Annotated in this window: 13 protein-coding genes; 5 read left to right on the forward strand and 8 right to left on the reverse strand. The window is 33.9% G+C overall.

Features of this window, described 5'->3' with window-relative positions; genetic code table 11:
* Positions 1-5 precede the first annotated feature (5 nt).
* From HM983_RS04520 to HM983_RS04560, 8 genes are all read right to left on the reverse strand, one after another.
* Complete coding sequence (locus tag HM983_RS04520) at positions 6-3,467, reverse strand: hypothetical protein (protein WP_179344215.1); 3,462 nt, start codon at positions 3,465-3,467, stop codon at positions 6-8.
* Between the two features lie 204 nt (positions 3,468-3,671).
* Positions 3,672-5,057: a glycoside hydrolase family 16 protein gene (locus HM983_RS04525; protein WP_179344216.1), complete on the reverse strand. Its 1,386-nt coding sequence runs from the start codon at positions 5,055-5,057 to the stop codon at positions 3,672-3,674.
* A 20-nt stretch (positions 5,058-5,077) separates the two neighbouring features.
* Positions 5,078-5,992 (reverse strand): glucan endo-1,3-beta-D-glucosidase, encoded by a 915-nt coding sequence (locus tag HM983_RS04530; RefSeq protein ID WP_179344217.1) that lies wholly within the window; start codon positions 5,990-5,992, stop codon positions 5,078-5,080.
* 57 nt (positions 5,993-6,049) lie between these two features.
* On the reverse strand, positions 6,050-8,011 hold the full coding sequence (locus HM983_RS15855; protein ID WP_246277459.1) for a carbohydrate binding domain-containing protein: 1,962 nt from the start codon (positions 8,009-8,011) through the stop codon (positions 6,050-6,052).
* Between the two features lie 8 nt (positions 8,012-8,019).
* Positions 8,020-9,483: a RagB/SusD family nutrient uptake outer membrane protein gene (locus HM983_RS04545; RefSeq protein ID WP_179344218.1), complete on the reverse strand. Its 1,464-nt coding sequence runs from the start codon at positions 9,481-9,483 to the stop codon at positions 8,020-8,022.
* A gap of 7 nt (positions 9,484-9,490) precedes the next feature.
* A complete protein-coding gene (locus tag HM983_RS04550; protein ID WP_179344219.1) occupies positions 9,491-12,508 on the reverse strand; it encodes a SusC/RagA family TonB-linked outer membrane protein in 3,018 nt (1,005 codons plus the stop codon).
* A gap of 234 nt (positions 12,509-12,742) precedes the next feature.
* A complete protein-coding gene (locus HM983_RS04555) occupies positions 12,743-15,472 on the reverse strand; it encodes a triple tyrosine motif-containing protein (RefSeq protein WP_246277460.1) in 2,730 nt (909 codons plus the stop codon).
* A gap of 431 nt (positions 15,473-15,903) precedes the next feature.
* Positions 15,904-16,413, reverse strand: coding sequence for a DUF3124 domain-containing protein (locus HM983_RS04560; protein WP_179344221.1), 510 nt, complete (start codon positions 16,411-16,413; stop codon positions 15,904-15,906).
* 485 nt (positions 16,414-16,898) lie between these two features.
* Here HM983_RS04560 and HM983_RS04565 point away from each other — a divergent pair, with 485 nt between their 5' ends.
* The 5 genes from HM983_RS04565 (at position 16,899) to HM983_RS04585 (ending at position 20,051) form a co-directional block, all read left to right on the forward strand.
* Positions 16,899-18,218 carry a phage integrase SAM-like domain-containing protein gene (locus HM983_RS04565; RefSeq protein WP_179344222.1) on the forward strand — a complete coding sequence of 440 codons (1,320 nt, stop codon included), beginning with the start codon at positions 16,899-16,901 and terminating at the stop codon, positions 18,216-18,218.
* Positions 18,219-18,230: 12 nt separating this feature from the next.
* Complete coding sequence (locus tag HM983_RS04570; protein WP_179344223.1) at positions 18,231-18,431, forward strand: hypothetical protein; 201 nt, start codon at positions 18,231-18,233, stop codon at positions 18,429-18,431.
* Positions 18,432-18,478: 47 nt separating this feature from the next.
* On the forward strand, positions 18,479-19,270 hold the full coding sequence (locus tag HM983_RS04575; protein ID WP_179344224.1) for a hypothetical protein: 792 nt from the start codon (positions 18,479-18,481) through the stop codon (positions 19,268-19,270).
* A gap of 73 nt (positions 19,271-19,343) precedes the next feature.
* Entirely contained in the window at positions 19,344-19,622 is a 279-nt protein-coding gene (locus HM983_RS04580) for a helix-turn-helix domain-containing protein (RefSeq protein WP_179344225.1), read from the forward strand.
* A gap of 6 nt (positions 19,623-19,628) precedes the next feature.
* Positions 19,629-20,051, forward strand: a complete 423-nt coding sequence (locus tag HM983_RS04585; RefSeq protein ID WP_179344226.1) for a hypothetical protein — start codon at positions 19,629-19,631, stop codon at positions 20,049-20,051.
* Positions 20,052-20,063: the final 12 nt, after the last annotated feature.

Below are 20,063 nucleotides of genomic sequence, written 5' to 3' on the forward strand. Positions count from 1 at the left end.
CTATTTTAATGGCCTAGTTCAACATTAATATGATTGATTTCTCCTGTTCTATCAAACAACTTTATACTTGTTTCCCTATCTATTTCTAATCCTTTAAATTCTTTTATAGATTCATCAGAGAAAACGATGCTGACTTTATCTTTATCTGATTGCTTATACACAATAGGAACTTGGCAGTAGGTAAAGCAGAGTGAATCTTTCTCTAGCTCCAAAGTCCTCACTCCTTTATTAACATCTGTATATCTAAATATTTTAGGCGCTGATAAAAATTCCTTTTCTCTTAACAATCTTGGATTAAATTGCAATACTCCCTCTTTTACAAAAACTCCCAACTCGCCAAATCTGCAAAGAATATCTTCCTTTACTTGACCAGTCATGCCAGGTTGCTGTGTTCCTTTTCCGGCTGGCGTGTGCGAATATGGATCAGTTGGAAACGCTCCGTATAATTCCGGTGATTTGTGTACGCCAATGCCCTCGTTAATTTCGTAATAGTGCTCCAGTAATCTACCAATGGTTTCTTCGCTTTCATTTTGATTAACTGCCAATAAGCAATTTTCCTGAACCGCCAAAAGCAATTTGGATACCATGTGCCAGTAGATTGAGCCCAAACCTTCATAACCGAAAAATGTTCCCGACCTTCCTGTAAATGATTTATGGTCAAAAATATCTTCAAAAATGTTTAATAACAGAGATTTTTCAGTTTTAATCAAGTCAGCGTATTTATCTTCTGGCAATTGTTTTAATGCAGCTTTTAAACTATCTGCATTATTAAAATTACCATTGAAATGATACTGACCTGTACTGTCTTTTTCAATAATCTGGGTATTGCCATCAGCAACGAGTTGCTTTAATAATTTTGATTTTTCGACAGCTTTTGCAGGTATGTTGTTTTTATCTACAAATCGTGGCAATTCCTTATTAGGATACAAAATGTAGCTATACTGATCTTCCCTAAACAGCGCACTTGCCTTTAAGGCGTCTAACACACTCAATGCTTGTTTAGGTTTTAAATATCCTGAACTCAAAACGGCAACTTGGCCTTCTAACATTTCTGATAAATAAGAAATTGAAATTTCAGAATCGTTTTCAACCGTCATTAAATTATAGGCATGATACAGATTATCTTCTCTTTTATTTGCCTTAATAGTATGATCTAAATATTCTTTTAGAACAGTGAAAAATTCCTGTAATTCGGCTTTTGAAATCGATTGCTTATCGCTTGTAAAACCTGATTCGTAAATTTTCAATCTATAGTCGCTGCCTGCGTTTCCTAATCCATCAAGGATTGTTTTTCTTTCTTGGTCTGAAATTCTTCCAGAGAGTACATTTCTATGATCATTTAATGTTGAAACAACCAGTGTAAAAAATTGGGTTAGTTCTGTTGAAACCTTATAATTTTCATCTGAAGCATTTTCAACTATGTTTTCAATGAAATTGATGAAGCGCCTTAAATAATATAAAGTTACCATGGATACTCCGTTACCCACCAAAGCGTTATTTGCATCGTTCCATTCTGGGCGCTGGGTGTTTAACCATATACCTCCTTCTGGAATAAAATTGGAAACTTTTGCTAAAACCGTAGCCAATAATTTTTCGATTAAATTGACTTTATGGATTAATGAATTTTTATCTCTCAACAACGCACCATCCGCACCTAATCTATCTTTTTCTTGGTTAATTTTAACATCCAATTCGTAATCAAAATCTATAGTGTCCTTAGGATTATTTAAGGTATCTTGATAGCTCTTGATTTTGTAAGGTACGTTCGCATAAACAAATATATCTTGATTAAAACTTTTAGATAATTTGCTTGGATTATGGTTTTCAATGAACTCCAAAAACTTGAGCAAATAAATGATTTGATGGTCTCCCCAATAACCGATGTAAGACCAAGGGTCGTCTGCTTCAATAGTTTCCCAATCAAAGCCATCTTTAGTAACGCGGTATGGGTTATAACCTTCAAACGTTGTGGCATTCAAAAACTTGTGAATCATTCCTTCCATAAAGGCAGGATAGGAATGTGCTAAGGTTTCCCAATTCTGAAAGATGTCTCTCCAGTTTCCTTCGTAATCTAGAATTTTCGAACCATCTATCTCACTTCTGGTATTGATGGAAAACTTGTTCCAAGGTCGGCTTGGATCGCCATGTCTTCTGCTGAATTTTAAAGGCAGATACTCATAGCAGAGTCTTTTGAAGTTTTTGTCGTCATCTTGATCGGCAAGATTTTTTATAAAATCTACATTGAATACTTCAGGCAAATTTTTTAAAATTTTTTCTTTCTTTTTGGAAACTTCTTTATTGGCTTTGGCCAGATAGTTTACAAAATCATCTTTTTCTATTTGATAATTCTCATCAAAAATACCGCCTCTCATTATATTGAAAAGGGTATTTGCGAAATGCCTCGTATTTCTTAATTTGTTGTCTGTAAGCTGTATTCCGTCTGAAGCTCCAACTAACTCTATAAGATTCTTGGTGCCAGCATCGATATCGTTTTGCACCAGTTCTTCTATTTGAGTACTGCTTTTAATTTTTTCGGAAATATTATTGATTGCGGTTACTGTTTGATTCACGTTGGCCACGAACATCCAACTCTCATCACCCTTGGGTTTTATACTTAAATCTTTGGATATAAAATATGCTCCTTTTTCGGCTTTGATATCTGTTTCTTGATGAATCTCTTTCCCCTTTCTGAAATTATCTAACTGTAAGGATGAAATTAGATGGGTTGTATTTTGCAATCCTGAAAACCATACAGTGTTTGCTTTTAGAGCCTCACTTGGTTCAGCTTTATCAACTATAATGGCGCTTAATGCGAAAATACCCATACCAGAATCTTCTTCTAATTCGCACTTTTTATAAGCATCAATTAAGTTACTTGTTGCGTTTTGAAAATCTGATGACAAGCCGTAAGGCAGAATGTTTTGAAGTCCGTCTAAAATAGTAATTTCAACCTCTTCAGCAGAATTGTTTGCAATGCTCGCTTTTCTGACAAAACCATATTCATTACTTGTATTCCATTCGTATTTAAAGGTTAACTCTAAATCTTCATTTATTTCTTCAAATACAATCTTATTGCCGTAACTGTTTTTGTAAAGATTTCTTTGGGCAGAGTAAACACCTTGGTTTCTATTGGAAAACGGTTCCCACAACAATGTTTTATCTTTCTTATGAACCTGAATAATTGTTTTACTACCTGTGGTTTCTAATGATTCCGTGATTTTATCATCTGTATAATAAGGAAATAAAGCATTATTAGCATCTTTTCTGCCAGCTGTTAAAGCACCGTTACTGGAAATGAACATCCAGTGATTTGAGTTACTTACCAAGCTCATGAAGAATGATCTCATTTGATCACTGTTGGATATTTTGTAATAAGTTTCGTTATTTAATTGTACAAGTTCGCCTTTAACCTCTCTAATATTTTTAGAAGCGATTTGATTTCCTATATAGATTGGGTTTTTACTCATTGGTTGTTTAGTAGTTTTTATATAACTTTTTTTCAAAGTGATGCTTGTAAATCTGTGTCGTTTAATAAATTGTAATTTTAACAACTACAGAAATTTGGACCGTATTTTTATAGGGCCTAACTGATTGCTCTACCTTCGGTAACTATTCAATAAGGTTACTTCACAAATATTGTATTATAGTTACAATACGCTATTTCTTCATAATTATTGGTAAAGTCTTATGTAATCTATTTCCATACTATCTTCCGTAAAGCCAGATGGTATTTCACCACCCAAAGTACCACCCATGGCTACATTAAGAATTAAGAAAAAGTCACTTTGAAAAGGGGTGCTTGGTATAGAAGCATTGTTACTACTAATGACATAGTACTGCACGTCATCCAACAAAATTTTTATGCTATTGGCATCCCAAATTAAAGAATATGTGTGGAATTCAGTAGATGCATTAGTAATGGATGTGTCTAATCCATAACTCGCCACACCAGAAGTTGAAGTATTGTACCAATGGCATGTTCCCAAAACCTTGTTCTTATCCATTCCAGTTTGTTCCATGATATCGATTTCTCCACATCGAGGCCAGCCAATTTCTGGAAAGCTAGCACCCATCATCCAAATTGCCGGCCAAGTTCCAGCAGATGAAGGTAGTTTAGCCCTGACATCCACTCTCCCATATTTGAATTCAAAAAGATCAAGGGATTTTAATCTTGAAGATGTATAACCAGACCCATTAGCTTTAGCAGTGATTTTTAAGAGACCATCCTCGACTTTAACATTCTCAGAATTATTAGTATAGGTTTGTGCCTCACCATTTCCCCATCCACCTGCTCCTAGATCGTAAGTCCAGTTTTCGCTATTTGGTGCACCATCCATAAAAAATTCATCTGCCCATACAGGTGGTGTTCCAACATAATAAGCTACTGCAATAGTATCTGAAGAATCTATAGAATCATTTGTGCTTGAATATGCGTTAACAATTACTTCGTGATTTTCGACACCTTCAACATCATCAAATATATGTTGATATGTACCGTCAGTACTCATGACTTCAGTATTACCATCAATAACAAATCCGTATGAAACCGCATCGGTAGCTTGTGCATAAAAATCGACAACACCAGATCCATCACCATATATATTGTTACTATCAGCACCTTGTACTGTGGTATTTAAAACTAGGTTGGAAGGAATAATATCGTCTGTATTTTCTTCTACATAAACCGAAAATGTTTCGACTTCGCTAACAGAATCTCCATCTTCGCCATAAGCTTTTACAGTAAGTATATAAGTATCTGTCCCAACATTGGTGAAGGTTTTTTGAATATTTCCATTTGTACTTTCCTGTTCAGCATCACTTCCAAATTTAAAACCATAAGTAACGGCATTTGTTGCTGCGGCTGTTACATTTACAACCCCTGAACCATCTCCATTTGGATTTGCAGCAGTAGTACCAACGACATTGACAGAAACAACTAAATTAGATACTGAGTTGCTACCATCGCTATCATCAGAACTGTCACTAGAACAACTCCATAGTGTCAATAGCACTATTGAAAATAAAAAGTTTATAAATGAATTGATATATAACTTCATTAAGTTGAAAATTTAAGTTTTTAGTCCTCAGCGATGAGGATAAAACCCCAATCAAACTCGCCGTTGCCATCTGTTGACCTTACGGTGAATTCGTTTGCGGTACGCGATTCAATTTTATAAGTATGATCCCCTCCAATATAATAACCTAAAAATCCTATACCTGTAAGATTTAGGGTTTCAACACCTCCTGGTGCAGTGATAAACCATTGTTCCATATAGTCTGAATATGGGTAATTTTCTATATCTGCTCCATTTTGGGTACCTTCACCTGGACCATTAAGTTCATTAATAAGTACTTGACGACCAAAAACCGTGCCCGATGGATCTTCACCTCCATCATCATTTGTACTATCTGTTATATGCGTGAACGTTCCGTCGATATTAAAAATATAACGATCATCGTACATACCTACACCTTCTTTGTCGTTAGCTGGAGCCGAGAAAAAACCATTTAAATCACCACCTATCGCACCTAATCCAAAGTGTCCATCTGACTCGCTCTTTATTCTAAAGGTCCTGGAACTGCCTGCGGTTAAAAGTTCAATTAATGCTGCAGGTGGCTCGTATGTAGAAAGCACATCTACTTCTACAATTGTACTTGTGGATACACCAGCAGTCCCAAATGCTAATACTGTGATGGAATATGTATTTAGTCCTAATGTAGCAAAGCTATAAGTTTGTCTGCCAGATGGCGCAGGCGATACTGAACCATTATAAACAAACTGGTATGTTGTTGCTCCTTCTGCAGTTGCAGTTAAATTCACAACACCACTACCGTCACCATTAGGATTATTAGCATCTGCACCAACAACTTCAACGTTAACTTGAATGTTAGAAGGAGCTGAAATTTCTCCAAATTCTATATCATCCTCTTGGCAATTAGTGATTACCAACATTGAGAACAAACTCAATGCTATATATTTTAAATTTTTCATACTAAATGTTTTCTATTGTTAACTAACTTTAAATTAAAAAATATAAAACCGTTTAATTTAATTAATTGATAATACTACGTTATCTATGTTTACCATTCCTGTTTCTGCTCCCAAATCAAAAAGAACACGTGCGTCTGGCGCACCAAAACCATTTGCGGTGAGCGTTAGTGTATAATTAGATACTATAGTTGTAATATCCACAGATTCGCTATTATTAGCAAAATCACCTCCGCTAAGGCCGATTCCTGCAATTATTGATCGATTAACGTCGGACCACGCATCAAAAGTTAGGGTATAAGTTTCACCTGCAGTAATTTCCAGTTTTTGACTTAAATTAACATCGAATGAATTACCAGCTGCAGTAACATCTACAGAATAATAGGTATTACCGTTCATTGTAACAACGGGTGCCGGACTATTATCATCAACTCCCACAATCCATGGATCGCTTCCGTTCTCAAAATCACCATTAACCAATAAATTGTTTGTAATAATATTTAAAGACACGTTATCAATGTTAACCATACCTGTTTCCGCTCCTACATCAAAAAGAACTCGCGCATCTGGTGCACCAAATCCTGCGGCAGTTAAAGTGAGGGTGTAATTTGTAACGAATGTGTTTATGTTAACCGCCTCACTTGTATTGGCAAAATTCCCACCACTAAGACCAATTCCAGCAATTATCGATCTATTAACATCAGACCAAGCGTCAAAACTCAAAGTATATGTTTCTCCCTCAATAATTTCTAATTTTTGACTCATATTTACATCAAACGCATTTCCAGCAGAAGTAACGTCTACAGAGTAATAAGTATTACCATCTACAGTTACTACTGGAGCCGGATTGTTATCATCCACTCCGACTATCCATGAATCACTTCCGTTTTCAAAATCACCATTTGTTAATAATCCATCGTTAAATGTTCCTGTATTTGGAGAAGTTTGGGCAAAATTATCGAGATAAAAAGTCCAATCTGCACTACCGTCACCCACAGTTCCAAAATCGAAGAACCATACAATTTTTTGGTATTCTGGAGTTAAATCAACATCAGAAAAATCAACTGATACCTGCTCCCATGAGCTATTTCCAGTTAAGGTAACTTCCTTTTCAACAAATGTATTTCCGTCGGTTAAATTTTCTAACTTTAATAGAAACGTTCCCCCTGGTCTTGGAGACCAAACATCTAATGTTATTATGCTTTGTGAAGTTAAGTCTAAAGGAGAAGATAACGTAATAACATTACCTGCCCATATTTGTGGGCCATCTTTTATTGTTCTTACAACCTTAGCTGAAGGATTTCCCTCCATAACAGGGTTATCTATGACTTCTGCTACAGCTCCACCAAAATCACCAAGAGTAGTCGTATCAAAAACTTCAAAATCAATAGGTAATTCTGTTGGAGTTGATATTGTGATAGTCACCTCTTCTTCAGTAGTTTCCGTACCACCACTCAAGGCCACAACTCTAATCGTATAATTTCCTACCAAATCGTAAACATTACTTACAGTGCCATCTACAGCTAGTGAAGTAGGCTCTTCCTCTGGGTTTGATGTATTAAAATACACTAAAAAAGATGCAGCAAAATCAGCCGAAGCAGATACATTAACTTGAAAAGGATTGGACGGATCTATCTCTGCGGACACCGCTAAATTTTCAGGTGCTCTAAAAGACACCATTAATTGTTGATCGGCTTGAGTGGTAAGACCATTGACACCAGTAGCCGTTACTGTTACGGTATAGCTCCCTTCTGCATAAACATTGTCTATACTTTGACCAGGAGTTAACTCGGCAGTATTACTTGTTCCATCTCCAAAAGAAATATCGAATTTTGTTGCACCAACGGCAGTCGGTGTAATTGTAACTAAACCTGAGTTATCTTGAGTAATACTAAACTGTAATGCGACCTCACTAGGTGCAGCAGCGTCATCTATGAACTGAGTGCTTCTATCCTCTTCCTCACAAGCTATGAAGGCAATAAGTATAAAACTTGCTAAAATTAATTTTATCTTTTTCATCATTCTATATTTTAATATCCTGGATTTTGTTCCCATCTGTTTCCAGCTAACTGAATTTCTATTAACGGAATCGGAAATAATTCATTTTTACCTGACTGGAAATTTGGAATTTGCGAAGCGGCTCTTCCTGTTCTAACCAAGTCAAAGAAACGATGGCCTTCACCAACCAATTCTACTCGACGTTCTTGATAGATAGCATTTGTTAAATCCGCACCTGTTGCAGAAATGTTATTATCTGAATTACCGAAAGCACGCTCCCGAACTCTGTTTAAATACATTTGTGCTCTAGTGTCACTGATACCACCTCGATTGAGAGCTTCAGCTGCCATCAACAGAACATCTGCAAAACGTATGGCTCTGTAATTGTTAGGATTTGTAAGATTAGCATCTCCTGTGTTTAAATCACCTTGCCGAGCTATGTATTTTCTGTTGAAATAACCTGTATGCTCATACCCAGTGCCAAACGTAGCACCTGTCTCCTCTGCAAAAGCGTCTATGTCTAAAATAGCCGTTTCTAATCTCATATCGCCCTCCTCAAAAGCATCTACTACATCTTGAGTTGGTACATTGAAACTAAAACCAGACCCAAATAATGGACCGTTAAAATTTCTGATTCCATTAAAACCCACAGCTACATTACCTTCACTGCACTGTAAACAGCCAAAACCCGCACCTTCTATATCTGAATATTGAACTTCAAAAACAGATTCTATATTGTTTTCATTATCGTTTTCGAATATGGTACTGTAGTCTTCAACCAAAGCGTGAGGTCCGTTAGCAATTAAATTTTCTAACACCGTAGCAGATTCTGTAAATTTATCTTGATATAAATATATTTTACCTAAAAGTGCCTGTGCAGCGCCTTTTGTAATTCTACCTGTTTGGGATTGCACATAAGGTAAGTTGTCTACTGCAAAGATCAAATCTGCTTCCATTTGCATATAAATTTCTTCTTTTGGTGTTCTGTCGACAGAAAATTGGTCACCAAACTGTAATCTCGTATCTACTGCGAAAGGAACATCTCCAAACCATTTTACAAGTTCAAAATAGTAATATGCTCTTAGGAATCTTGTTTGTGCCAAAACACCAGCCTTACCAGGAAAATCTGTCTTATCCTGAAATTCCATGATGTAATTAGCTCTATTGACACCAGCATACATCCAGCTCCATATATCCCTAAGTTGAGCATTTATTGGTGTATGGATCATATCGTCGATTTCCTGTATACCAGGTACGTCATTTGCATTTTCTCCACCCGCTAATGTATTATCTGAAGCAATTTCTCCTAACATGACATTTAAGTATGTTGATTGCAACAAATCATAAGCCGCGATTAGGGCTTGTTGATAATCATCTTCCGAATTAAAAAAGTCCTCAGAGTTTTCTGCATTAGATTTTACATCTACAAAATCATCACTGCATGACCCCATGACAAACAGTGCTATAAAAATGTATGTGATTTTTAAATTTTTCATGGTACTATTAAAATTTTAAATTCATTCCTAACAAATAAGTTCTTGGATTTGGATAAAAACCATAGTCAATCCCGCCTCCAATCGGGTCACCTGTTGATGCCGTTGGGTCATATCCGTTGTATTCAGTTAACGTTATTAAATTGCTAGCTGAAACATATAATCTTAGTTTATTCAATCCCCATTTTTCAGCAGTTTCAGGACTGATAGAATATCCAAGCTGCACATTCTGTAATCTTATAAATGATCCGTCTTCCACATAAAAATCTGAAAACAAACTATTGTTTGTAGCTCCTGTTGTTACTCTCGGAAAACTATTAGTAGACCCTTCGCCAGTCCAACGATTAAGAAATTGAACAGTTCTGTTTGTGTTAGGAAGATTTCTCTCGTAATTTCTTACTATGTCATTTCCTATAGATGCAAATGCGTAGGCTCCAAAGTCAAAATTCTTATAATCTAAAGTTAAATTTAGTCCCATTGTAGCGTCTGGGATCGGATCACCAATATAAGTTCTATCATCATCGTTTATAACACCATCACCGTTGATATCGACGAAAATTAAATCTCCAGGGCTTGTATTGTTATTTAATACAGGCGAATTATCAATTTGTGCTTGATTTTGGAAAATTCCATTAGTACGGAAACCTCTAAAATAACCGATTGGCTGTCCGGCCTCCATACGAGATGGCGGATCTTGACCGATGCCAAAAGCCCCTCCTGGTATAAAATCATTTGAACCACTAACAGATACAACATTATTATCTACAGTAGCTACGTTATATTTAATACTAAACTTTAAATCATCATTGATTTGCTCATTATAACCTAATGCTAATTCGAAACCTTTATTTTCTACAATACCTGCGTTTATAAAAGGTGATCCCGAACCCGGTGCAGCTGCTCCTAAAATACCAGAAACAGGTGGCGAAACCAATAAGTCTTCTGTTCTCTTCTTATAATAATCAAGCGTTATATCTAACCTATTGTTCCAAAGTCTCATATCGAGACCAAAATCCAATGTTTTTTGTTTTTCCCATTTAATTTGTGGGTTAGATATAGCACCAGGTGTTGTGCCAAAGGTTAGTTGATCATCAAAAACATAAGTCCCTTCACCAGTTAATAAAGATATAAACCTAAACGAGCCTATTCTATCGTTACCTAAGATACCGTAGGACGCTCTAAATTTTAGAAAATCTATAATATTGCTGTTTTCTAAGAAGCTTTCGTCGGACGCAATCCAACCTAAAGACGCAGATGGGAAGTAACCAAACTTATTCTGAGGTCCAAAATTACTGGATCCATCACGTCTTACCACCGCTGATAATAAGTACTTTCCTTTATAATCATATTGAACTCTTGTAAAATAAGACAGCAATCTAGAATCAAAAGAAGATTCGAACGGAAATATATTTTGTATGTCGCTAGCTTCCTCTAAATTGGCGTTGCCAATGTTGTTATCCCTAATTTCAAACCCTACAGATCCAGTATTGTTACCTGAAGTCTTAAAAACGGATGTTCCTAATAGTACATTTAAATTATGTACCTCGTTAAAAGTGTTTTCGTACTTCAAAAAAGCGTCAAAAGTATAGTCTCTGAAGTAACTTGTAGTTTCTACCACTTGGTTTCTCTCAACGTCGAATACTTTATCAACTGTTCCTTGGATACCGTAATCTACAATTGGCGAGAAACTTTTTCCATCGACTTCCGCATAATTAAATTGATAACTAGCTTGTGCCGTAAAGTGATCTAAAAAGTTATAAGAGAGGTTAAGGTTACCATTTATTTTATCCACCAACCCTCTATTAAATGTATTGTCAATTTGTTTTAAAGGATTCACAACTTCAAAACCAAGATTTTCTGCCGCACCATTTACACCTATTGTTGGTGCCATATTAACTGCATTGAAAAGAACAGAACCAATACCAGTTTCAGGCAAAGTCCTTCTTACGGTATGTGTCCAAGTAATCCCAGAGTTAAATTTGAAGTTTTCCAGAAAATCCAAACTATAGCTACCTCTTTTTGTAAGTCTTGTAAAATTAGATTTACTTCCTCCAACAATACCATCTTGTGTTAAGAACGAACTACCAAAAGCGTAAGTGGATTTTTCACCACCACCCTTCATTGTAATGGCGTTGCTAAATATTGGAGCCGACTGAAAAACTTCGTCTTGCCAATCTGTTCCTTGACCTAAACCAGAGACGTTAGGAAATGGTAAAGTCTCACCATTTGCTGCATAAGCCTCATTTAATAAAAGTGCATATTCAGTTGCATTTAATAGTGGTAACTTACGTGTCGTTTCTTGCACACCACCATAGGTATTAATTTCAAAAGTGAGTGGCATGTTTTTTCTACCCGACTTTGTGGTTATAAGAATAACACCATTTGCAGCACGAACACCATAAATACCTGCAGTAGCATCTTTTAAGACGTTAACACTTTCAATATCATTTGGATTAATGACACTTAGATCTTCCACAACGGTTCCATCTACTAATATCAGTGGACGTGTGTCTCCATTGGTGGATACACCTCTAATACTTATAGTTGATGCCGCACCAGGTGAACCAGAGTTGGATACAATATTTACACCTGCAACCTGCCCTTGTAGCGCTTGCTCAATTCGTGTTGGCTTTAAAGTTTCTATTGTTTCACTTGAAACCACCGAAACTGCACCAGTAATTTCCTTTTTTGTCTGAGTACCATAACCAATTACCACTACTTCGTTCAAAGACTGCAAATCTTCTTCCAAGATAATATTAAGTGGCTGGCTATCTTTGATGGTAATCTCTTGGGTAGTAAAACCTATATAAGAAATCACAAGTACGGAATTTAACGGTACATTTTCTAAATAAAATTTTCCATCAAAATCTGACGATGTACCTGTTGCTGTGTTTTTAATAATCACATTAACACCTGGTAGAGGTTGTCCAGTTGCTTCTTCGGTAATTGTTCCCGAAACATTAACATTTTGCGCGTTCATTGCAATTGAAAGAACAAATGCCAAGAGTGTCAAAAATTTATTTCTCATAATTTAATTATTGAATACTGCAATTTAACTTAATCAAATAATAATTCTATAATTATTGGCTATACAAAAAACATACATCGCAAATAAAATGAACAAATATTACAGTTTAATCAAATACAGCGCTTTTTATTGCACATTTCGCAGTTTGCAATAATTTGCAATATTTATTTTTTAGTACGTAATATTTACTGTTGTATAGGTATTGTATAGGTCTTTTTATACTTTGTATAGTCGCTACAATTCCAAAATGTAATTTGTTAAGCTCTTTTTATGCTCTAATTCCATTTTCTTACGTAGCCTATAGCGCTTTACCTCAACACTTCTAGACGATATGTTTAGTAATGGCGCTATCTCCTTTGAAGAAAGATTAAGTCTTAAATATGTGCACAATCTTAAATCATTGGACGTTAAAGAAGGGTGTTTGGTTTTAACTTTTTTAAGAAAGTCTTTATCTGCATTATTGAACGCTTCTTCAAAAAGCTTCCAATCATCAGACGTGTTTAGGTTTTCGTTAATAAGTCTTATTACTGATTTTAATTCGTCTATATTTTTAATGTTAGACAATTCCTTTTTAATAGATCCCAACAATTCATTCTTATTGATCAAATTCATGGTTGAAATTCCTAATTCCCTGTTTTTGTTTTCTATATCTTGGCGTAAGTTTTCGTTTTTAAAACCCATTATTTGCCGTTGGCTCTCAAGCTCTTTTACTTCCAACTGTCTCTCTTTTTTTTCTAAGAGTCTTTTCTGTTGACGTTCATAATGTCTTTTATTAAACTGCTGAATAGCAAGTCCAACTAATACAAAGACTAACACATAACCCACTATGGCCCATATGCTCAAATACCATGGTTTTTTTATTATAAAAGGGTATTCTATAATATTTGAACTAATATTACCGTTGACCATAGCTCTAGTTTGAAACGTATATTCACCTGCTGGTAAATTCTCGAAAAAAACATTGGATTGATGAGACCAGGTACTCCAATCATTATAAATTCCATCAAGCCTATATTGATACTGTGTAGGTAAAAATTTATCATATTCCGGAACGCTATATGCAAATCTTATATTATTATCCGTGTTATTTAATGAAGGATTAACCGCGGTCAATTCCAATGGTTTTTCTTTGTTCTGAAGTGCTTGATAATTAATACTGTTAAGTTGTATTCTATATGACTCATCAATTAACTTATCTAAATCAAGTATAAGATAACCTTCTTTTGATCCTATAAGATATTTGTTAGTATCTAAACTTAACAAGTTCTCATATCCCGATTTACTTTTTCTTATTTCACTCGGCAAAAATATTCTCTGCATACTTGGTTCATCACTAATTTTGCCAGGCTCGATGTAAAATATATGATCTTTAGAAAAACCCCATAACCGGTTTGAATCTTTATCTACGACAGTTTTACCCGAAATAAAATTTTCCTGATTGAATAGCTCGCTCAGATCATCATCTTTTTCAAATTGATTTGATTTTGAATTATACCTAAAGACACCCTCATTGAAAACATAGAGTATTTCATCGTTATATTTTACTAAACTTGAATAAATACCCTTATCTACATTTTCGTTAAATTTCTTCAGAACTTTTGTATAGTTGTCATCAAGCTGTAATCGGTAAACACCTTTGTATTCATGACTTATAAGAAGTTCATTATTTGACAAAAACTCTATGTACCTTGATGATATATCAAAACCAGTTATCTTATTCCTGAAAGACCAATTGCCCTCATTATCTTTAGCCAAAACATTTAACCCCTTATAGTTACCCTGAAGTAAAAGATCAGAATTTCCTGGTACTGGTTTAATAATCCATGTTCCAATGACATCTGCAACCTGTTTTGCCTTTCCATTTTCAATCACAAAAGTCCCTTTATCATGACCACAAAAAATCGTTTCGTTAAATTTTGTCAAGTTCCATACTTGTCCTTTCGTTCCCTCAACCAAATCAAAAGGTTCATCCAAATTTAATTTTCTATAAAACAGCCCTTGATTTGTGCCCAAATACAGATTCTTATCATCTGATATCGAAGCATATATAGTTCCCAAAACACCAAGATTATCTTTATAAACCCTATAAGGTGAATCTAAATTTAAAAGGTTAATACCATTATCCAATCCCAACCAAATGTTGCCAGATTTGTCTTGATAAGTGGACAACACAGTGTTGTTGCTTAATCCATTTGCTTGATTAATCCTATATAGAACTTTACCTAATGGGTTTATAAGGATCATTCCGTTAGAAATAGTACCTAATAAATAACTACCATCATTAAGTTGAGTACTACTATAAATACTCATGTTCTGTAACAAATTGTTAACACTGACGTTCCATTGCTTTACATTTCCGTCGTAAATGTAAAATCCATTTTCCTTGGTCTGAATAAGTAAATCCGAATTATACGAGAAGAGATTTACAATTTCTTTATTGAGAATTTCAGAATCTTGAGTAATCAATTCCTCTCTACCATTCTCAATTTTATAAATTCCAGCAGAAGTTTTTTGAAAATAAATAGTGCCAGAAACATCGTAGATTTTATTAATTCGTTCATCCGATTCAATGACTTTGAATGTTTTATCAGATCTATTATAGATATGAATTCTATCAAATGATTGAAATAAAACCCAATTGTCGATTCCCAGGATCTTCCAAATTTCCTCATCTTCGATTAAGTTCAAATTCGATGATTTTACCAATGAATTATATGTTAATACTCCATATATATCTCGCTCCCAAAACCCGAAATCCATATAGCTCCCAGTGTAAACCTTCCCTTCTATAACTTCAACTGATCTAACAATAGTTTGATCAGGCATTTTATATAATGTCCAATTCGCACCATTATACTCTAGCAAACCATTGTTGTTAGCGATATAAATTTTATTATCGTCCCCTTGACTAATTGCCCAGTTCTGATCACCAGCTGCATAATCCTGAGGCGTAAAAACTTGCAAAGGAGGTAACTCTTGCGCTGAGATACACAAGCAAAAAAAGAAACAAAAAATTAAGTGGAGTACAACTAATCTATTTTTAAAATACAACATCAGAACAAGAAGTTTGTAATAAGGTTGTTAAGGTAATAAAATAATGAATAACTTGTATTTATGGTATATCAGAGAGAAAAATATATCAGTATGTATGGGTGATGAAATTTAACAACATTAATTAACAAGGATAAAAAATCTTTAATTTTTTAAAATTACAAGAACACTCTTCAATCAAAAATTAAATCATAGAATATTTAAGCAAATCAGGTAAATAGAATGGCCCAAGATCCTGTTCGCGGAAGTATTACTGTTCTAGACGCAATTTTTTCGTCTTTAACACTTGATGATTTTATTGGTTTAATAAAAATTAATTACAATGCAAAATCAAGTGTATTTCATCAATATTTATCTATACGTTTTCCTTCTGTAACAAAAGAAATGCCTTGCTGACCATATGTTGTTAGCATAACAGCTTCAAAAATTGGCGGACTAGCGCTTGTTCTCCAATCAAAGATGAAATTTGCACCTGTACCACCCTCGTTGTCTATACCATCAATTATAATCTGCACAGTTTCCATTGATTTTATAAAAATGGGCTGATGAAAATAAGATCGTATTGGTTCACCATGAGTATTATAGAAAACAGCTTTTTCAATGTAAATTTCATTTTCCAAATTAGGATTGTGAATACTTACGGTAGCAGCCAAATCGGAAAGCGTTTCCGAATTTCTGACATAAATTTGAGAATAAACGGACAGGAAAGTACTACCGGTTTCTAGTGAATCTGGCATGCTATCTTTAACCATCCTTGCTTCCCATAGTTCTGGATCTGTAGAACTCAATTTACGAGGTTCTTGACAAGAAGTAGAAATAAAACATATAATTAATAAAAATTGCAAATACTTCATAATTATAACGGATTGGTTGAATAGATAAATTTAATAAATATGAATTGAAATGTATTATAAAAACTGAGCTTTAGAGAAAATCAAATTACTATGAACCTACAATATTTTATCTAATGGGAATAATTGCTTTGTTGATTATCTAACTATTTTTTGTAATTAACTCAATATAATACTTAATTTCATTTTCAAACTTACGATAGGGTAGAAAATTAGCTTTACGAATAGTTCTAAAGCAAAAAAGCCGAAACTTTCGTTTCGGCTTTTTCTGTACTGAAGACGGGACAAGAAACCTCTCATTTTAATACTTTTTGAAACCCTTAAAAAACCTATAAATCACTTATAAAATCAATATAAGTACCGTTATTACTACATTTTTTAAAAATGTAATGAAATTGAATAAAATTTAAAACGGCTGACTAAATGCTGACTAAACGCTGACTAGATTAAATTTTATCGTTATATTTGAGTGTTCAAAAGTTCAAAATATGGCAACGATAAAATATATACTTCAAAGCAAGTCGGATAACGCACCTATTTATTTAAGACTATCATTAAGCAAGTCCAAAGTAATAAAACGCAAAACAGGGTTAAACTTCAATCCTAAAAACTGGAGTACTGATACAGGACTACCAAAACAGAATTATGCAGATGAAAAAAATCTAACTTCAGATTTAAGAAAGTTAAAAGATTATGTACTGGACAAGGTTAACGATGCAAACAAAAAAGGCGTTGAGGTTACAGGCGACTGGTTGAAGCATCAAATCGATTTACATTTTGAACGCATCACAGAAAATAAACAAAGTGATTTAATTGTAGATGCTATTCAGAACCTAATCAATAACGCAGATTTTCGCAAAAATGCCAAAGGTGGTATAGGACTATCAAAAAGTAGGAAAAACGCTTACACTTCACTAAAAAACATATTTACAGACTACCAAAAAGAAAACAGTTATAAGGTTAAAGACGTAAACGTAAAATTTGCAAACGACTTTCTAAAATACCTTATCAACGATAAAAAATATTCAAAGAGTTACGCACTTAAAAAAATAGCAGATTTAAAAACGGTTTGTTTTGATGCTGAAACAGAGGGAATAAAAACGCATCCACAATTAAAAAAGATTGATAGCACTAAAAGTAAAAACGAAACAATAATTTATTTAACGCCTTTAGAACTTGAAAAAATAGCCAATGCAGATATAACAGCCGAAGCATTACAAAACGCTCGTAAATGGTTGTTATTAGGTTGTAATATAGGTCAAAGAGGTGGCGACTTGCTAAACCTCAACGAAAGTAATTTTGTAACTCGTAACGGTTATGAAGTCATAGAGCTTAAGCAACAAAAAACAGGCAAAAATATAACCATACCAGTATTGCAAACCACAAAAGATATTTTAGAAACTGGACTACCTTATAAAATATCTATTCAGAAACTAAATGAGCATATTAAAGAAGTATGCAGACTTTCAGAAATTAACGAAATGACTAAAGGCGGTATTATTGAAGTAACCAAAAAAGGCGAGGGCAATAAATACAAAAGAAAAACCAAAGGTATATACCCAAAACACGAATTAATCACTTCACACGTTTGCAGACGTTCATTTGCAACAAATCAATACGGAATATTACCAACCCCTTTAATAATGCAGATAACGGCACACAGCACCGAAAAGATGTTTTTAAACTATATAGGAAAAAACTCTTTAGACTATGCACAACAAATAGCAGACTTCTACACTTTACAGGCTCAAAAAGAGAAAAAAGAACCACAACTAAACGTAATTAAAAACGCATCAAATCAAAACTAAAGCATTTTCAATATGAAACTAAACCAAAAAACATTAAAGGTATTACTAGATAAGGACTACAAAATAGCAGAAAATGAAATTGAAAATCAATATAGATTTTATGCCAATTTTGACAAAGATATATCCGACTGGCTAAGTTCAATGCATCATTTTGGAGGCTATGGCGAATTTTACGAAATGGTTGCACTTTTTAACTCGAGATTATTTAATTAATATATTTACTGCAATAAGCAAGGCAACGCATAAATTTTAATGTTCAAATGGATATAATTAACGAGTATTTTACAACCTATTACCAATTAAATTATAAAAATTTTATTCAAAATTACGAAATTACTCTTTCGGAATTTACAGAAATATTAAGGCATAAGAATGTTGATTTTGATGACTTATCGACATCAGAAATAGAGGGGTTTTTTTTAAAAGAATTAATTAAAGCAGTTACCAAAAAGAACTTCGAAATAAATAAAAAAAGTAAGGAAAGAAACGAAATAGTTTTTAAAAAGATTGGAGTTACGGAAGAAGAATATTTTAATCTTGATTCTGAAAAATTTAATAAATATCACAAACTGCTTATTGAAGTATCTAAGGAGGTAACTGACCTTAACGAAAAAGAGACAATTTTTTTAACAAGTTTCAATTCAAAAATCCATTTTTTAGGAAATAAACTAAACAAAGCAGGGATTTCATACAGAGTTTTAAATGATGAAACAATAGTTTTTAACCAAAAAGAAAATGACAAGGAAAAAAGTATAGAAACAAAACCTCTAATTGACTTAAGCGAATCAAAAGGAACTGAAAAAATAATAATGCTTCAACAATTGGGAGTTTTAGATTTTCTTAAAAGTAAACAACCTTTTATACAGTCCACAAATAAATTAGCCGAAGCAATTAGCGGATTTACTGGAATAAACAGCGGTACAGTACAATCGTACATTAACCCAATGAACGATAATACGACAAATCAAAAAAACAACCCAATGACAAAACTCAAAACAGTTACAAAAGTTAATCAAAAACTTATTTCAATAGGCTATAATCCACCTCAATAAATCACTTTCTACGATTTAGGGAAAACCTAAAAAAAACCTAAACTCTATTTGTTGCAAACAAAACAGAAATATTATGCAACAAATTCAATTTATTGGCACAACGCCAAACGCACTTATCGACCTCATCGATGAAACGGTTAAGAAACGATTAGAAGACTTAAAAAAGAACTTCGAGCCAAAGACACCTAAAGAATATCTTTCAAGACAAGAAGTCGCAAAAATGTTATCGGTGGACTTGTCGACAATTCACAACTGGACTAAAAAAGGCATATTAACAGCGCATCAAATTGGTGGTCGTGTTTTTTATTTACGTACCGACGTAGAAAATGCAATAGTTAAACTTAAAAACTAAAGCATTATGAATACGGCAACACCACAACCAGTAACCCATATTTATAAAGAAATAAATGAGGGTAAATACAAAAGCGTAAAGCATTACGAACTACAAAAAACCTTAAACGGCACGTCTTTACTTTCAGATTTACTAAATGTTAGTAAAGACCGTATGTGTGCCAAATCTTCCCCTTTATTTTGGGTACAAACACACAACGGTAAAAAATGGGTTAAACCTAGACTTACAGGATTGTTTAAAACACCTAAAAAACACACCTATAAAGGCGATGCAATGGACAAAAAACATTTAATAATCGTTAAATTTTTAGACAATTACGATTATATGATAGTGTTCTACTTTAAAGACTTCTACACTCGAGATATTAAAACTGTATTGAGTTTTATAGATGCATCCATAACCGAAACTACAACCCTTACAAACCAATAGCACAAAAAAAGA

It is taken from the genome of Winogradskyella ursingii (genome assembly GCF_013403975.1).
Classification (GTDB): Bacteria; Bacteroidota; Bacteroidia; order Flavobacteriales; family Flavobacteriaceae; genus Winogradskyella; species Winogradskyella ursingii.